At 71.7% G+C, this 14507-nt stretch carries 17 protein-coding genes; 11 read left to right on the top strand and 6 right to left on the bottom strand.

Going from position 1 to position 14507, the window contains the following annotated elements; all coding sequences use genetic code 11:
• Window positions 1-30: 30 nt before the first annotated feature.
• Together AC6CQV_RS13595 and AC6CQV_RS13590 are read left to right on the top strand one after the other, a co-directional pair.
• On the top strand, window positions 31-1515 hold the full coding sequence (locus AC6CQV_RS13595; RefSeq protein ID WP_498259736.1) for a PTS transporter subunit EIIC: 1485 nt from the start codon (window positions 31-33) through the stop codon (window positions 1513-1515).
• Window positions 1515-2543, top strand: a complete 1029-nt coding sequence (locus tag AC6CQV_RS13590; RefSeq protein WP_498259735.1) for a MupG family TIM beta-alpha barrel fold protein — start codon at window positions 1515-1517, stop codon at window positions 2541-2543. Before AC6CQV_RS13595 ends, AC6CQV_RS13590 begins: the two co-directional genes overlap by 1 nt.
• 59 nt (window positions 2544-2602) lie before the next feature.
• Here AC6CQV_RS13590 and AC6CQV_RS13585 read toward each other — a convergent pair whose 3' ends face one another.
• Together AC6CQV_RS13585 and AC6CQV_RS13580 are read right to left on the bottom strand one after the other, a co-directional pair.
• Entirely contained in the window at window positions 2603-3559 is a 957-nt protein-coding gene (locus AC6CQV_RS13585; RefSeq protein WP_498259734.1) for a phosphoribosylaminoimidazolesuccinocarboxamide synthase, read from the bottom strand.
• Window positions 3560-3598: 39 nt separating this feature from the next.
• A complete protein-coding gene (locus AC6CQV_RS13580; protein ID WP_492490974.1) occupies window positions 3599-3925 on the bottom strand; it encodes a hypothetical protein in 327 nt (108 codons plus the stop codon).
• A gap of 91 nt (window positions 3926-4016) precedes the next feature.
• Between AC6CQV_RS13580 and AC6CQV_RS13575 the strand changes: the two genes are divergently transcribed.
• Window positions 4017-4640 (top strand): PadR family transcriptional regulator, encoded by a 624-nt coding sequence (locus AC6CQV_RS13575; RefSeq protein ID WP_101305310.1) that lies wholly within the window; start codon window positions 4017-4019, stop codon window positions 4638-4640.
• Window positions 4637-6121: an MFS transporter gene (locus AC6CQV_RS13570; protein ID WP_498259733.1), complete on the top strand. Its 1485-nt coding sequence runs from the start codon at window positions 4637-4639 to the stop codon at window positions 6119-6121. Before AC6CQV_RS13575 ends, AC6CQV_RS13570 begins: the two co-directional genes overlap by 4 nt.
• A gap of 37 nt (window positions 6122-6158) precedes the next feature.
• On the opposite strand, the gene purD is transcribed toward AC6CQV_RS13570, so the two are convergent.
• Entirely contained in the window at window positions 6159-7433 is a 1275-nt protein-coding gene (gene purD, locus AC6CQV_RS13565) for a phosphoribosylamine--glycine ligase (protein WP_498259732.1), read from the bottom strand.
• Between the two features lie 151 nt (window positions 7434-7584).
• Here purD and AC6CQV_RS13560 point away from each other — a divergent pair, with 151 nt between their 5' ends.
• A complete protein-coding gene (locus AC6CQV_RS13560) occupies window positions 7585-7953 on the top strand; it encodes a sterol carrier family protein (RefSeq protein WP_101305313.1) in 369 nt (122 codons plus the stop codon).
• A gap of 26 nt (window positions 7954-7979) precedes the next feature.
• Here AC6CQV_RS13560 and AC6CQV_RS13555 read toward each other — a convergent pair whose 3' ends face one another.
• Window positions 7980-8903, bottom strand: a complete 924-nt coding sequence (locus AC6CQV_RS13555) for an NADP-dependent oxidoreductase (RefSeq protein WP_498259731.1) — start codon at window positions 8901-8903, stop codon at window positions 7980-7982.
• 68 nt (window positions 8904-8971) lie between these two features.
• Here AC6CQV_RS13555 and AC6CQV_RS13550 point away from each other — a divergent pair, with 68 nt between their 5' ends.
• From AC6CQV_RS13550 to AC6CQV_RS13525, 6 genes are all read left to right on the top strand, one after another.
• A complete protein-coding gene (locus AC6CQV_RS13550) occupies window positions 8972-9949 on the top strand; it encodes a Gfo/Idh/MocA family protein (RefSeq protein ID WP_060960750.1) in 978 nt (325 codons plus the stop codon).
• Window positions 9950-9999: 50 nt separating this feature from the next.
• Entirely contained in the window at window positions 10000-10383 is a 384-nt protein-coding gene (locus AC6CQV_RS13545) for a helix-turn-helix transcriptional regulator (RefSeq protein WP_498259730.1), read from the top strand.
• Window positions 10384-10388: 5 nt separating this feature from the next.
• A complete protein-coding gene (locus tag AC6CQV_RS13540) occupies window positions 10389-10808 on the top strand; it encodes a VOC family protein (RefSeq protein WP_060960749.1) in 420 nt (139 codons plus the stop codon).
• A gap of 28 nt (window positions 10809-10836) precedes the next feature.
• The gene (locus AC6CQV_RS13535; RefSeq protein ID WP_101305316.1) at window positions 10837-11274 is read left to right on the top strand and encodes an iron chaperone; all 438 of its coding nucleotides are present in this window, start codon (window positions 10837-10839) and stop codon (window positions 11272-11274) included.
• Window positions 11275-11373: 99 nt separating this feature from the next.
• Window positions 11374-12042, top strand: a complete 669-nt coding sequence (locus tag AC6CQV_RS13530) for an acyl-CoA synthetase (RefSeq protein ID WP_060960747.1) — start codon at window positions 11374-11376, stop codon at window positions 12040-12042.
• Window positions 12039-12374 carry an amino acid transporter gene (locus AC6CQV_RS13525; protein WP_498259729.1) on the top strand — a complete coding sequence of 112 codons (336 nt, stop codon included), beginning with the start codon at window positions 12039-12041 and terminating at the stop codon, window positions 12372-12374. Before AC6CQV_RS13530 ends, AC6CQV_RS13525 begins: the two co-directional genes overlap by 4 nt.
• A gap of 37 nt (window positions 12375-12411) precedes the next feature.
• Here AC6CQV_RS13525 and purB read toward each other — a convergent pair whose 3' ends face one another.
• On the bottom strand, window positions 12412-13800 hold the full coding sequence (purB, locus tag AC6CQV_RS13520; protein ID WP_498259728.1) for an adenylosuccinate lyase: 1389 nt from the start codon (window positions 13798-13800) through the stop codon (window positions 12412-12414).
• A gap of 58 nt (window positions 13801-13858) precedes the next feature.
• Complete coding sequence (locus AC6CQV_RS13515) at window positions 13859-14296, bottom strand: low molecular weight protein-tyrosine-phosphatase (protein WP_060961137.1); 438 nt, start codon at window positions 14294-14296, stop codon at window positions 13859-13861.
• Between the last annotated feature and the right edge of the window lie 211 nt (window positions 14297-14507).

Raw genomic sequence — 14507 nt, 5'->3', positions numbered from 1 at the left:
GCAGACCCCGACATCTCGAAAGGAATCACCGTGGATTACCCGAAACTCAGTCGTGACATCCTCCCCCTCGTCGGGGGCGGCGAGAACATCTCCTCCTTCACCAACTGCATGACCCGCCTGCGGCTCGAGATCGTCGACCCGTCCCGCGTGGACGTCGACGCGATCAAGAAGCTCGACGGCGTCATGGGCGTCGTCGACGGCGACCAGCTGCAGGTCGTCGTCGGTCCCGGCCACGCCCAGCGGCTGCGCGACGCCTTCGCCGTCGAGAGCGGGCGCGAGGGCTCCGCGCCGGTGGATGCCGACGGGGACGGACCCCTGGGTTCGGGCGCGACGCTGAGCGCCGCCGACGACCTGCGTGCGCTCCAGACCAAGAACACCCAGAAGGTGAAGGCGCGGCAGAAGACCGGCGTGCACTCGCTGTTCCGCCACATCGGCAACATCTTCATCCCGATCATCCCGGGCTTTATCGCCTGCGGGCTCATCGTGGCCATCGCGAACGTATGGAAGCTCATCGCCCCCGGCGTCGCGCAGAACCCGTGGTTCCTGGCGTTCGCCGCGCTCGGCTCGATCGTCGTGGGCGCCCTCAACCTCCTCGTCGGCTACAACACCGCGAAGGAGTTCGGCGGCACTCCCGTGCTGGGGCTGATCGCCGGCGCCATCTCGTACATGCCCGCCCTCGCCGGCATCCCGGCCTCCACGGCGGCCGACGGCACCGCGATCCCCGCGCAGCCGCTGACGATCCCGCTGTTCGGCGACCTCAAGCCGGCCCTCGGCGGCATCATCGGCGTGATCGTGACCGCTTGGCTGTTCACCGTCATCGAGAAGTGGGTGCGCAAGCGCGTTCCGGCCTGGCTCGACCTGTTCGTCGTGCCGGTCGTCACCCTCCTCGTCGGCGCGGCCGTCTGCATCTTCGTCATCATGCCGATCGCCGGCCTGCTCATGCAGGGCATCAACTGGGTGCTCATCGACTTCGCTCTCGAACGCGGGGGTGTGATCGGCGGATACCTGCTGTCGTCGCTGTTCCTGCCGCTGGTGATGCTCGGCATCCATCAGGGGCTCACCCCGATCCACGCCCAGCTCATCGCCGACCACGGCTTCACCCAGCTGCTGCCCGTGCTGGCGATGGCCGGTGCCGGCGAGGTCGGCATGGCGATCGCGATCTATGTGAAGACGAAGAGCGCGCGACTGAAGAGCATCATCCGGGCGGCGCTGCCGATCGGCGTGCTCGGCGTGGGTGAGCCCCTCATCTACGGCGTCTCGCTGCCGCTGTTCTACCCGCTGATCACCGCCTGTCTCGGCGGCGGCTTCGGCGGCGCCTTCGTGGCCTACGGCATCCAGGCGACGGGCGGATTCGGAGCCGGTGCCCTGGGGCTGTCGGGGGTGCTGATGACGGCCGTGATCACCAACGGGCAGTGGCTCTGGTACGTCGGCGGGCTCGTCATCGCGTACATCATGGGCTTCGTGCTGACGTACTTCTTCGGCTTCAAGGAGCACATGGTCGAGCGGCTGAGCTGATGCTGTTCTCCGTCCACCCCACCGATGCGCCAGAGGTGCGCGATGCCGTGGTCGCGCAGGCCCGCGAGCTCGCCGCGGCACCGATGCTCTTCACCTCGCTCCACCTGCCGGAGAGCGCCGATCTCACCGGGTACGGCGCGACCCTGACGGCGCTGCACCGCGAACGGGGGGTGACCTTCTGCGCCGATGTCTCGCCGCTGACGCTCGAACGCCTGGGCGGGGGACTCGACGGCGCGGCCGTGCTGCGCAGCTGGGGTGTGCGGATGCTGCGGATCGACTTCGGGTTCACGCCGGAGGAGATCCGCGGCATCGCCGCCGCGTCCGGGTGCCCCGTCGCGGTCAACGCCAGCACCGTCACGGCCTCGTTCCTCGATGAGCTCGCCGATGTGCGACCCGTCGGCTGGCACAACTTCTACCCGCGACCCGAGACCGGCATCACGGCCGCGTTCTATCGTGCCCAGAACGCGCTGTTCACCGAGCGCGGGCTGCCGCTGTACGCGTTCCTGCCGGGGGAGAGCACGTTCCGCGCGCCGCTGCACCTCGGGCTGCCGACGCTCGAGGAGCATCGCCACCGCACGGCGTGGCGCACGTACCTGCACCTTCGCCGCCTCGGTCCCGACGTCGAGGTCGTCTGCGCGGAGGGCGTGCTGCGGCCCGAGCACCTGCGCTGGATCGCCGCGTACGAGCGCAGCGGCGAGATCACGCTGCCGCTGTCGGGCGTCGACCCGGCGGCGACGTTCCTCGCGGATGCCGTGTGGCGGCTGCGCGTCGAGGACGCCGCCGCGTCCTTCCGCCTGGAAGGCACGCGCGGAGTCGAGACCCCGGCCGGTGCGCGCAACGCCGACCGGCGGGCGGCGGGGTCGCTGCAGATGGATCTCGACGAGCTCGGCCGCTACCGGGGCGAGATCCACCTCATGCGGCAGGACCTTCCGCTCACCGGCCTGCAGGCGCACGTCGGGGAGATCGCGGCGCCGTACCGCGGCATGGTCGACGATCTGCGGCCGGGTGACGTGGTGCGCTTCGTCTGACGGCGCGGGCACCTCTCCGATCGTCGAGCGAGCGCAGCGAGTCGAAACGCGCTTCCCCGTCAGCCGGTGAGCTTCTCGAGCAGCTCGCGATACTTGTCCGCCGTGCGCTCGACGATCTCCGCGGGCAGCTCGGGCGGCGTCGCCTGCCCGTCCCACGCGGCGGCGAGCCAGTCGCGGACGATCTGCTTGTCGAAGCTCGCCATCCGCTCCGCGGGGGTGGAACCGGCCGCCCAGGCCGCGGCATCCCAGTACCGCGACGAGTCGCTCGTGAGCACCTCGTCCGCCAGGGTGAGCACGCCGTCGGCATCCACGCCGAACTCGAACTTCGTGTCGGCGAGGATCAGGCCCTTCGCCTCGGCGGTCGCGGCGGCGCGCCGGTAGATCTCGAGCGAGAGGTCGCGCAGCTGCGCCGCGCGCTCCGGGCCCACGAGCTCCTCGGTGCGGGCGAACGAGATGTTCTCGTCGTGCTCGCCCATCGGCGCCTTGTACGCCGGGGTGAACAGCGGCTCGGGGAGGCGGTCGCCGTCCTGCAGGCCCGCCGGCAGGGGGATGCCGCAGACCGTCCCCTCGGCGACGTACTCCTTCCAGCCCGAGCCGGTCAGGTAGCCGCGCACGACGCACTCGATCGGCAGCATGTCGAGGCTGCGCACCACCATCGCCCGTCCGGCGACGGCGGCGGGGACGAGGTCGACCGCGTCGTCCGACGCGGGCGCGAGCGCATGCGTGGCGGCGAGGTGGTTGGGGATGCGGCGGCCGCCGTCCGCGCCCGCGAGCTGGTCGAACCACCACAGGCTGAGCGTGGTGAGCAGCTCGCCCTTGCCGGGGATGCCGGGGCTGAGGACGTGGTCGAACGCGCTCACGCGGTCGCTCGCGACGACCAGCATGCGGTCGGCCCGTGCGCCCGCCGCCGGCTCGGGCCGGTACAGGTCGCGCACCTTGCCGGAGTAGACGTGGGTCCAGCCGGGCAGGTCGGTGGCGGGGGAGGGCGCGTCGGAGTTCGAGGAGGCGTCGGTCACGCGTCCATTATCGCGGGGTGGCGCGGTGCGGCGGGCTGCTCAGCGCGGCGTGATGCGGTCGACGAACGCGTACCCCTCCGCGACGATGTCGGGCCAGAGGTCGAGGGCGTCCGGACCCGCGAAGACCCACTCGCGCATCGCGCGGCCGCGCATGGTCATGCGTTCGGCTCTGCCGGTCCGCTCGAGCGCGGTGACCCGCTCTTCGGGCAGCTTTGCGATCAGTCCCGACCGATAGCCCAGGAAGGCGAAGACCTTTCCGCGGATGCGCAGGCCCTCGCTGCCGAACATCGGACCGATGTCGACGCCCGGGAGCATCATGTACTCCGCGGCGATGTCGTCGAAGACGGTGCGCGCGTCGGGGCCCATGAGCAGACGCTAGCGCGCCGGGAGAAATCCCGGTATAGTCCACGTGGACTAGTCGATATGGAGTAGTCGAACGATCATCGAAGGAGTCGCCGTGAAGACCGCCATGAACCGGCTCACACCGCTGGGGGTGATGGTTCTCGCGCTGCTGCGGGAGGACGACATGCATCCCTACGAGATGATCCGGCTCCTGCGTCACCGCCGCGACGACCGCATCGTCGCGATCACCAACGGCACGGTCTACCACACCGTCGCACGGCTCGAGAAGCACGGGCTGGTCGCCGAGGTCGGCGTCGACCGCGACGGGAACCGCCCGGAGCGCACGACCTACGCCCTCACCGACACCGGGCATCGCGCCGTCGAGGAGTGGGTGCGCCGCGAGCTCCCGCTGATCGACCGGCCCGTCGAGTTCCGGGTGGCCCTCGCTGAGGCCCACAACCTCGACCGTGACGAGACCGTGGCGCTGCTGACGGCACGCCTGGCGGCGCTCGCCGCCGCGCGGGACGAGCTGGCCGACGGCATCCGCGGCGCGCGGGATGCCGGGGCGCCCGTCGTCGAGCAGTACCTCCTCGAGATCGACCGCGAACGGGCCCTGCTCGCCGCCGACCACGACTGGCTCGCCGCCCTGCTGGGCCGGCTCGCCCACCCCGACTTCGTGTGGGGATCACACGAGAAAACCGATCGCTACCTGGCACAGAGAGAAGCCGCACGCTCATGACCGAACAACGCACGCGCGACGTGACCGCGCCCGCGCCCACCCCCGAACGCAGCCCGTGGCCGGCCCTCTGGGCGCTCGTCATCGGGTTCTTCATGATCCTGGTCGACACCACGATCGTCTCGGTGGCGAACCCCGCCATCAAGGCGGCGCTCGACCCGTCCACCAACAACCTCGACAACGTCGTGTGGGTCACCTCGGCCTACCTGCTCGCGTACGCCGTGCCGCTGCTGATCACCGGGCGCCTCGGCGACCGGTTCGGCCCGAAGCGCATCTACCTCATCGGACTCGCGATCTTCACGCTCGCCTCCCTCGGCTGCGGCCTGTCGGGGACCCTCGAGATGCTCATCGTGTTCCGCGCGGTGCAGGGCCTCGGCGCGGCACTCATGACGCCGCAGACGATGGCCGTCATCACCCGCACCTTCCCGCCGAACGCCCGCGGCGCCGCCATGGGCCTGTGGGGTGCCACCTCGGGCGTCGCGATGCTCGTCGGCCCGCTGGCCGGCGGCCTGCTCGTCGACGGCCTGGGATGGGAGTGGATCTTCTTCGTCAACCTGCCCGTCGGCGTCATCGGCTTCGCGCTCGCGTGGATGCTGGTGCCGAACCTCCCGACCCACGAGCACCGTTTCGACCTGATCGGCGTCGTGCTCAGCGCGATCGGTCTCTTCCTGATCGTGTTCGGGCTGCAGGAGGGCGAGCACTTCGACTGGGCCGCGTGGGTGTGGACGATGATCGCGGGCGGCGTGCTCGTGATGGCCGTGTTCATCTGGCAGCAGGCCAAGACGCGCAGCGAACCGCTCGTGCCGCTCGGGCTCTTCCGCGACCGCAACTTCTCGGTCGCCAACATCACGATCGCCACGGTCGGCTTCACCGTGACGAGCATGTCGTTGCCGCTCATGTTCTTCGTGCAGCTGGCCCGCGGCCTCACCCCCACCGAGTCCGCGCTGCTGCTCGTGCCGATGGCCGTGGCCGCCGGTGTGCTGTCGCCGCTCACGGGACGTCTGCTCGACCGCGTCGACGCGCGCGTGCTGTTGGTGCCGGGTCTGCTCCTGGTCGCGGGATCGTTGTTCTGGTACGCGTCGCTCATGCACGCCGACACCCCGATCTGGATGTTCCTGCTCCCGTCGCTCATGATGGGCATCGGCAACTCGGGCATGTGGGGACCGCTGGCGACGACGGCCACCCGCAACCTGGAGCCGCGTCAGGCGGGCGCCGGCGCCGGCATCTACAACACGACGCGCACCATCGGCTCGGTGCTGGGCTCGGCCGCCATCGCCGCCTTCATGCAGTCGCGGCTCGAGGCCAACCTCCCCGGAGCATCCGACGCCGGCGGCGACTTCGGTTCGGGGCAGCTGCCCTCGTTCGTCGTCGACGGGTTCTCCAGCGCGATGGCGCAGACCATCCTGCTGCCGGCGATCGTGATGCTGATCGGCGTCGTGGCGGTGCTGTTCATGAAGCGCCCGCCGCACCTCGACAAGCGCTGATCGCGCGCCGCCGCGCACGCCATCGCCGTCCGGGCCGTCAGTCGACGGCGACCCGGGCGGCGATGTCGCGTCGGAAGTGCGCGCCGTCGAGCGCGATCTCGCCGAGAGCGGCGTAGGCGCGCTCGCGAGCCTCGGCGAACGTGCCGCCCGTCGCGACGACGTTCAGCACCCGGCCGCCGGTGGCGACCAGTGCGCCGTCCCGGTCGGCGGTGGCGGCGTGCGCCAGGTGCACGCCGGCGACGGATGCCGCCGCATCCGTGCCCGTGATGACCCGGCCGGTCTGCGGCGCCTCGGGATAGCCCTCGCTCGCGAGCACGACCGTGATGGCAGCGGTGTCGGCGAACGTGGGCGCGGGCTCGTCCTCGAGCGTCCCGGACGCGGCCGCCATGAGCAGCCGGGAGAGCGGGCTCGTCAGACGTGCGAGGACCACCTGGGTCTCGGGGTCGCCGAAGCGCGCGTTGAACTCGATGACCTTGATGCCGTCGGCCGTCAGGATGAGCCCCGCGTACAGCAGCCCGATGAACGGGGTGCCCTCGGCATCCAGGGTGCGGATGACCGGCTCGGCCACCGTGCGGGTCACCTCGGCGACGAAGGCCTCCTCGCCGCCGAAGCCGTCGGCCAGCCACGGCAGGGGAGAGTAGGCGCCCATGCCGCCGGTGTTCGGGCCGGCGTCGCCGTCGAAGGCGCGTTTGAAGTCCTGGGCGGGGCTGAGCGCCCGCACCGTGTCGCCGTCGCTCACGAAGAACAGGGAGACCTCGGGGCCCGAGAGGAACTCCTCGACGAGCACCGGTCCAGTGGGCAGGTAGGTGTCGGCGTGCGCGAGGGCGGCGTCGCGGTCGTCGGTCACGACGACGCCCTTGCCGGCGGCCAGACCGTCGGCCTTGACGACGTGCGGTGCGCCGTAGGCGGCGAGGGCCGCCTCGACCTCGGCGCGGGTCGTCGCCCGCGTCGCGCGCCCGGTCGGCACCCCGGCGGCATCCATGATGCGCTTCGCGAAGGCCTTCGAGCCCTCCAGCTGGGCCGCCGCCTTGCCGGGCCCGAACACAGGGATGCCGTGCTCGCGCAGGGCATCGGCGACGCCCGCGACCAAGGGCGCTTCGGGGCCGATGATGACGAGGTCGATGTCGTGGTCGTTCGCGTACTCCGTGACCGCGGCGGGCGCGTTCGCGTCGAGGTCGGCGACGATCGTCGCGTCGGCGGCGATGCCGGCGTTGCCGGGGGCGGCGAACAGCTCGTGCCCGGCGCCCTCTCCCTTCAGTGCGAGGAGGATGGCGTGCTCGCGGGCACCGGAACCGAGGACGAGAATGCGCACCCGGCCAGCCTACCGACGGGCCCGTCGCGCCGCGGCTGCGTGACGATCGTCGGAACTCCCGGCCGCCCGGCGCCGCACGCCGCGCCAGGGCGCGGGTCGCGCCGTCGCCGGGCCCGCAGATCCGACGATCGTCACGGGCTAGCGTGGAGGGATGGTCCGCAAGATCTCCACCGGCGACGGCCGCGACGCGCTTGCCGCGGTGGCCCAGGCCGCGGATGCCGGGACGCCGCCGGCGCGCACCGCCCTCGCCACCGCGGTGCGCTACCTCCTGCAGCTGCTCGCCGAGAAGGCGCCCGGCAACACGGTCGAGGTCCGGGTGCCGCCCTTCGGCGCGGTGCAGGTCGTCGAGGGCCCGCGGCACACGCGCGGCACGCCGCCGAACGTCGTCGAGACGGATGCGGCGACGTGGATCGCTCTCGCGACCGGCGCCGAGCGGTGGGCGGATGCGGTGGCCGCCGGCCGGATCCACGCGTCGGGCACGCGTGCCGACCTCGCAGCCCTGCTGCCGCTGCGCCCCTGAGCCTCAGCCGGCCCCGCCCGGCGGGATCAGACGGTGACGACGATCTTGCCGCGGGTGTGGCCCTCCTCGAGTTCCGCGTAGGCGGCGGCCGCCTCGTCGAGCGGGTAGGTCGACGCGATCTCCACGCGCAGGTCGCCGGCCGCGGCCAGCTGCGCGAGCTCGCCGAGCTGGGCGGCATCCGGTCGCACCCAGATGTAGTGCCCGCCGAACTCGGTGCGTGCCCGGCTGTCGGCGATGGAGGCGACCACGCCGCCCGGGACGAGGAGCTCGCGCGTGGTGTCGAGGGTCGACCCGCCGACGAAGTCCACGATGACGTCGAACCCCGACGGCACGAGCGCCCGGGCCGCGTCCACCAGCCCGTCCCCGTAGACGACCGGTTCGGCGCCGAGCTCTCGCAGGTACGCGTGGTTGCGCTCCGAGGCGGTCCCCACCACGCGCGCGCCGCGCAGCCGCGCGAGCTGCACGCCGAACGACCCGACGCCGCCCGCGGCGCCGTGGATGAGCACGTTCTGCCCCGCGCCGACCGCGGCGCGCTCGAGCGTCTGCAGCGCCGTCAGCCCCGCAAGCGGGAGCGCGGCGGCCGCTTCGAAGGAGAGCCCGTCGGGCTTGCGGGTGGCGGCGCGCACCGGCACCGGCATCAGCTCGGCGACCGACCCGTGGCCGACGACATCGGCGCGGGCGTAGGCGAGCACCGGGTCGCCGACGGCGAACTCGGGCGTGTCCAGTCCGGCCTTCTCGACGATGCCCGCGACGTCCCAACCGGGCACGGCCGGCAGCTGGGTGTCGATGAGGCCGCGCAGGTAGCCCTCGCGGATCTTGTAGTCGACGGGGTTGATGCCCGCGGCGACGACCCGCACGACCAGCGTGTCGGGCCCGACGTGGGGCTCCTCCCGCTCGGTGAGCTCGAAACGATCGTTTCCGCCGAAATCTGAGTAGACGAGTGCCTTCATGCTCAGGCCCAACCCTCGGCGCGCGGCATCCATTCCGGAGGCGAGGCCCGCGCGCCTATCCTGGGGGCGTGATCAGACTCGCCACGATCGGCACCAGCACCATCACCGAGAAGTTCGCGGATGCCGTCGCGCAGACGCCCGGCATCCGCATCGACGTCGTGTTCTCGCGCGACGCCGACCGCGGGCGGGCCTTCGCCGACCGGCTCGGGATCGACCGGGTGAGCACGGATCTCGACGCGCTGCTGGCGACGGGCGAGGTGGATGCCGTCTACGTCGGCTCGCCGAACGGGGCCCACGCGGCGCAGGCCGCCGCGGCGATCGCGGCGGGGGTCCACGTGTTCCTGGAGAAGCCCGCGACGCCGACGGCGGACGAGTTCGCGCGTCTCGTGGACGACGCCCGCGATCGCGGGGTCGTCGTGTTCGAGGGGATGCGCAACGTCTACGACCCGGGGATGAGCCGTCTGCGCGAACTGCTGCCGCGGGTGGGCGCGGTGCGCCTCGTGTCGTTCGGGCAGAGCCAGCGCTCGGCGCGGTACGACCTCGTGCTCGCCGGCGAGACGCCCAACATCTTCGATCCGGCGCTCGCCGGCGGAGCGCTCTTCGATCTCGGGGTGTATCCGCTCAGCGCCGCGATCGAGCTGTTCGGGGCGCCCTCCCGCGTGCTCGGGGCGACGGTCGCGATCGCGACGGGTGCGGACGGCGCCGGTGCCGCCGTGCTCGACTACGACGGTTTCGTCGCGCAGATCGCGTTCTCGAAGATCGGGGCCTCGCGCCGACCGAACGAGATCCAGGGCGAGCTCGGCACGATCGAGATCGACGAGATCACGGCGCCCCGCCGTCTCGTGCTCGACCTCTTCTCCGGCATCCGCGAGGAGATCGAGATCGACGGCCCCGACAACAACATGCGGTTCGAGGTCGCCCGCTTCGCCGCGCTCGTGCGCGGCGACGCCGACCCGGCCCCGGACCAGCGCCGCAGCCTGGAGGTGCTCCGGACGGTGGAGGCGATCCGCGCCGGCGACGGTGCCCGGGGGCCCGCACGGCCGTGACCTCGGGGATCGACCTCGACACGCTGGTGCGGATGCGGAGGGTCCGCGACATGATGGACCGCGACTACGCGCACCCCCTCGACCTCGCCGCCCTGGCGCGCGCCGTGCACGTCTCGGCCGGTCACCTGTCACGCCAGTTCCGGCGGGCGTACGGGGAGACGCCGTACTCCTACCTCATGACCCGGCGGATCGAGCGCGCGATGACGCTGCTGCGCACCACCGAGCTGAGCGTCACGGAGGTGAGCCTCGCGGTCGGGTGCGCGTCGCTGGGCACGTTCACGACGCGTTTCACCGAGCTCGTCGGCGTCTCGCCCGGGCGCTACCGGGAGCGCGGTGCTCCCGTGCGCGCGGGGATGCTGCCGTGCATCGCGCGCCGGCTGACCAGACCGATCAGGAATCGAGAAGCGGAGGGCCCGCGACCGGGCCTATCGTGAGCCGCATGGGTATCAGCATCCACTCCTCCTTCCTCCCCCACGTCGATGCCGAGGCGTCGCTGGAGTTCTACCGCGACGTGCTCGGGTTCGAGGTGCGTCTGGACGTCGGCTACGAGGACCTCCGCTGGATCACCGTGGGTCCCGTGGGTCAGCCGGACACCGCGATCGTCCTGCATCCGGTCGCGGTCGGCACCGACATCAGCGACGACGAGCGGCTCGCCCTGCAGGAGCTGGTCGCCAAGGGGAGCTACTTCGGCGTGAACCTCGCCTCGGACGACCTCGACGCCGAATTCGCCCGCATCGCGGCCGCGGGCGCCGACGTGGTGCAGGAGCCGACCGATCAGGACTACGGTCTGCGGGATGCCGCGATCCGCGACCCCGCGGGCAACCTCATCCGCATCCAGCAGACCCCTCCCGCGGCCTGAGCGCCGACCAGGAAAGAAGAGGACCGACATGGCCGACACCACCGGCGGATTCAGCGACGACGAGCGCGCGGCGATGCGCCAGCGCGCCGAGGAACTGCGCACGACGAAGGGCCTCAAGGGCGCCGCGAAGCTCGCGAAGGAGCTGGAGGCGTGCGTCGAGGCGATCGAGGGGCTGCAGGGCACCGACCGGGAGGTGGCGACGCTGCTGCACCGCGTGGTCTCCGAGGTCGCTCCCCAGCTCGAGCCCAAGACCTGGTACGGCTTCCCGTCGTACGCCCGCGACGGCAAGGTGGTCGTGTTCTATCAGCCGGCGAGCAAGTTCGCGACGCGCTACGGCACGGTCGGCTTCCAGGAGGACGCCTTCCTCGACGACGGCGACATGTGGGCGACCTCGTTCGCCGTGGTCGCGGTGACTCCCGCCGTGGAAAAGAAGCTCCGCGCCCTCGTGGAGGCGGCCGCCGGCTGAGGCCGCGCCGGCGCGGTGCCGTGGCGGTCGGAGGCGGATCCCGGCGGCGGACGACCTAGACTGGTGAGGTTCCGCCTTCCCCGATCCGATGAGTCCGACGTGTCCGACGACGCCCCCGCTGCCTCCCGCACCACCGGTGCCGGTGAGCGCCCGACGCGCGCCTTCGACGTGCGCCATGTGCAGCTCGGCCGCGCGCTCCTGGCCGCCGTCGCCGCGGTCATGGTCACGTTCTCGCCCGACCATTCGGCCGCCGTGGGCCTCGCGGTCTTCAGCGGCTGGGCGATCGCGACCGCCCTCGTGCTGCTGATCGGCGCCTGGCTGGTGTACCCGCGGGAGCGCCGCGCTGCGCCCGTCCTTCTCGGTGTCCTGACGCTCGTGGCCGGGATGGCGACCGGCATCCCGGGGCTGCGCTCGACCGCGCTCTTCTTCGTCGTCGTCATCGTCTGGGCGGCGGCGTCCGGGATCGCCGAGCTGGTCGGCGGCATCCGCCTCCGGCGGGGCGAGTACCGCGACGAGGGCCGCGACGGCATCCTGATCGGTGCGGTGACCCTCGCGCTCGGCGTCGCCCTGCTCCTCGTCAATCCCGCCTACAGTCTCGAATACTTCATCTCCGAGGCCGGGCGCAGCTTCACGCTGACCGGCATCACGATCGGGGTCGGTCTGTTCGGCGGGTACGCCGCCGTCATCGCCGTCTTCCTCGGCATCGCCGGCTTCTCGCCGCGCCGCCCGATCGCCGCGGAGCCCGTCTCGTCAGGAGAATCCGCATGAGCACGCCGCGCACCACCCGCCGTGATCTCCTCAAGCCGGTTCAGCTGTTGGGCTTCGCCTTCGCCGCGGCCCTCTTCGCCGGTCTCGTGACGCTCGTGTCGATGGGCTTCTTCCAGGACCTGACGGGCGACGAGCGTGCGCACGTCGTGGTCGTGGCGCTCGTGGTGGCTGGGATCGCGTTCATCGCCACCCTCGTGATCATCGCGCTGTGCATGCTCGCCGTCGACCCCGCCCAGGTGACCCGCGAGGTCGACCACGGCGTGCTCGTCGACGATGCGGATGCCGCGGCATCCCCCGACGCGTCCGACGACGGTTCCGCGCCGCGCGACTGACCTTTCGCGGGACGCGCCGAGCCGCGTCGAAACGCCCTCAGACGCGGTCGACGAGCTCGTCGGCGAGGCCGATGTAGCCGGCGGGGGTCAGCGCCAGCAGGCGCTCCTTCGCGGCATCCCCGATGTCGAGGGTGCGCACGAACTCCGCCAGCTCCGCGCCGCCCACCCGGCGGCCCCGCGTGAGCTCCTTCAGGAGCGCGTACGGGTCGGTGATCTGCGATCGGCCCGCCACGATCTCGGCGCGCACGACGGTCTGGATGGCCTCGGCGAGCACCTCCCAGTTCGCGTCGAGGTCGGCCAGCAGCACGTCGCGCGAGAGGGAGATCTCGGTGAGACCGCGCTGCAGGTTGTCGAGCGCGAGGAGGGAGTGGCCGAAGGCGACGCCGATGTTGCGCTGCGTCGTAGAATCGGTGAGGTCCCGCTGCATCCGGCTCGTCACGAGCGTCGAGGCGAGGGTCGTGAACAGGCCGCCCGAGATCTCCAGGTTCGCCTCGGCGTTCTCGAACCGGATGGGGTTGATCTTGTGCGGCATCGTCGACGACCCGGTGGCCCCGGCGACCGGGATCTGCGCGAAGAAGCCCATCGCGATGTAGGTCCAGATGTCGGTGGCCAGGTTGTGCAGGATGCCGCCGGCGTGGCGGACCCGGTCGTACAGCTCGACCTGCCAGTCGTGCGATTCGATCTGCGTCGTCAGCACGTTGAAGTCGATGCCGAGGCCCTCGATGAACGTGCGCGACAGCTCGGGCCAGTCGACCTCGGGAGCCGCGGCCAGGTGGGCCGACCAGGTGCCGGTCGCGCCCGAGAACTTGGCGAGGTACTGGCCGCCCGCGATCTGCGCGGCGACGCGCTCCAGGCGCCACGCGAAGACGGCGAGCTCCTTGCCCATCGTCGACGGCGTCGCCGGCTGACCGTGCGTGCGTGAGAGCATCGCGGCATCCCGGTGCTCGTGCGCGAGGGCGCCGAGGGCATCGATGACGACACGGAGCTTGGGCAGCCACACCTCGTCGACCGCACGCTTGACGGTGAGGGCGTAGGAGGCGGAGTTGATGTCCTCGCTCGTGCAGGCGAAATGCGTGAGCTCGGCCACCGCCTCGAGGCCGAGCGTCTGCAGCCGGTCGCGGACGAGGTACTCGACGGCCTTGACGTCGTGCCGGGTCACCGACTCGGTCGTGGCGAGCCAGTCGATCTCCGTCTGCCCGAAGTCGCGGTAGAGGGCGCGCAGCGAGTCCTTCTGCGCGTCGGTGAGCGGTGCCGAGCCGAAGAGGGAGCGATCGGTGAGGGTGATGATCCACTCGACCTCCACCTCGACGCGTGCGCGGTTGAGGCCGGCCTCGGAGAGGTACGCGGACAAGCCCGAGACGGCGCCGCGGTAGCGGCCGTCGAGGGGGCTGAGGGGCTGGTGGGCGAGGGTGTTCGCGGTGGTCACGACGCGGGCTCCGATCACGGTGTCTGTCGACGCGCGGCCGGTGCTCAGGGTGACGTGCTCAGCACGGGCGGATGGCCGGTTCGAGCTGCCGGAAGAGCGCCCGACTCGCGCTCTCGATCATACCGAGCACGTCGTCGAACATCTCCGGCCCCGCGTAGTACGGGTCGGGGACGTCCAGGTTGCCGTGGGCGTCGGCGTCGAACGACAGCAGGAGCGCGAGCTTGTCGGCATCCGCCGTCGTGCGCGCCCAGGTCGACAGGATGCGCTCGTGGGACCGGTCGAGGGCGACCACGAGGTCGTTGCTCTCGAAGTCGTCGAGCGTGAACTGCCGGGCGCGGTGGCGCGCGCCGTCGTAGCCGCGGCGCTGGAGCGCGTCGAGCGTGCGCGCGTCGGCCCGTTCACCGACGTGCCAGTCACCCGTTCCCGAGCTGGTCGAGACGACGCGGTCGCCGAGTCCGGCGCGCTCCGCGACGTCGCGGAAGACGATCTCGGCCATGGGGGAACGGCAGATGTTGCCGGTGCAGACGAACACGACGCGGAAAGGTGCGGCGCGGCGAGTCACCTCCCCATTGTGGAGCAGGTCGCTCCCGCGCCGAAAGTGCTCCGTGCGCGGACTCGCGTCGTCGCCGGCTCCTCCTCCCCCGCGGCGGCGTGCGCCGGAACGTCCACATTCCCCCGGACGTCGTCCGCTGCCGCCGCTGCTTCCG

This window comes from Microbacterium sp. EG9, assembly GCF_059759475.1.
The sequence above is the reverse complement of the archived record's forward strand: the minus strand, read 5'-3'. Positions and strand labels throughout refer to the sequence as shown.

What these genes read in the sequence shown, in the direction of transcription:
- AC6CQV_RS13535 (WP_101305316.1), top strand. Translation starts at nt 10,837, where the DNA reads ATGGCCGACACCACCGGCGGATTCAGCGACGACGAGCGCGCGGCGATG.
- AC6CQV_RS13515 (WP_060961137.1), bottom strand. Translation starts at nt 14,296, where the DNA reads ATGGCCGAGATCGTCTTCCGCGACGTCGCGGAGCGCGCCGGACTCGGC.
- AC6CQV_RS13555 (WP_498259731.1), bottom strand. Translation starts at nt 8,903, where the DNA reads ATGAAGGCACTCGTCTACTCAGATTTCGGCGGAAACGATCGTTTCGAG.
- AC6CQV_RS13570 (WP_498259733.1), top strand. Translation starts at nt 4,637, where the DNA reads ATGACCGAACAACGCACGCGCGACGTGACCGCGCCCGCGCCCACCCCC.
- AC6CQV_RS13525 (WP_498259729.1), top strand. Translation starts at nt 12,039, where the DNA reads ATGAGCACGCCGCGCACCACCCGCCGTGATCTCCTCAAGCCGGTTCAG.
- AC6CQV_RS13560 (WP_101305313.1), top strand. Translation starts at nt 7,585, where the DNA reads ATGGTCCGCAAGATCTCCACCGGCGACGGCCGCGACGCGCTTGCCGCG.
- AC6CQV_RS13590 (WP_498259735.1), top strand. Translation starts at nt 1,515, where the DNA reads ATGCTGTTCTCCGTCCACCCCACCGATGCGCCAGAGGTGCGCGATGCC.
- AC6CQV_RS13545 (WP_498259730.1), top strand. Translation starts at nt 10,000, where the DNA reads ATGATGGACCGCGACTACGCGCACCCCCTCGACCTCGCCGCCCTGGCG.
- AC6CQV_RS13540 (WP_060960749.1), top strand. Translation starts at nt 10,389, where the DNA reads ATGGGTATCAGCATCCACTCCTCCTTCCTCCCCCACGTCGATGCCGAG.
- AC6CQV_RS13580 (WP_492490974.1), bottom strand. Translation starts at nt 3,925, where the DNA reads ATGGGCCCCGACGCGCGCACCGTCTTCGACGACATCGCCGCGGAGTAC.